Origin of the sequence: Psychroserpens sp. XS_ASV72, assembly GCF_041224425.1 — a bacterium.
Lineage (GTDB): Bacteria > Bacteroidota > Bacteroidia > Flavobacteriales > Flavobacteriaceae > Psychroserpens.
In genome coordinates this window covers 1-466 of record NZ_JBGFGL010000025.1, presented here as the reverse complement: position 1 = coordinate 466, position 466 = coordinate 1, and the positions used below count along the sequence as shown (strand labels likewise).

1 protein-coding gene is annotated in these 466 nt (G+C 56.9%); it reads left to right on the top strand.

The window, feature by feature from the left end:
- A partial coding sequence (locus tag AB9K26_RS00135; RefSeq protein ID WP_369970530.1) for a hypothetical protein occupies positions 1–466 on the top strand: 466 nt, incomplete at both ends.

Genomic DNA, 466 nt, shown 5'->3' with positions numbered 1-466 from the left:
GCGGTTGTGGGGATTACCTCAGCGACGACCATCGATGTCAGCAACGTTTCCAATACGAGCTGTGACCTTGACCTTACGGGCGTTAGCGCTACGATCACCGTCGACCCGCTTCCGAACGCCGTTACGGTATCTGCTACCGCCACCCACTCGTACCCTAGAAATACAAGGAAGCTCTTTACCAGTTGCAATTCCGGTGGCCCAGCGGCCTACCATACAGACGGAGGCCCATCGGTAACAGGCGTGATAACTGAGGGCGGTACGTTTGAGATAGCAGTGGTGGGGACAAATGCGGAGAAGACAATTGATGTCAGCAACGTTTCCAATATGAGCTGTGACCTTGACCTTACGGGCGTTAGCGCTACGATCACCGTCGACCCGCTTCCGAACGCCGTTACGGTATCTGCTACCGCACCTAGCGTGTGCTCTGGCGACGACGGGGAGTTCGTGGTCAGTGGCGATGCCGGTG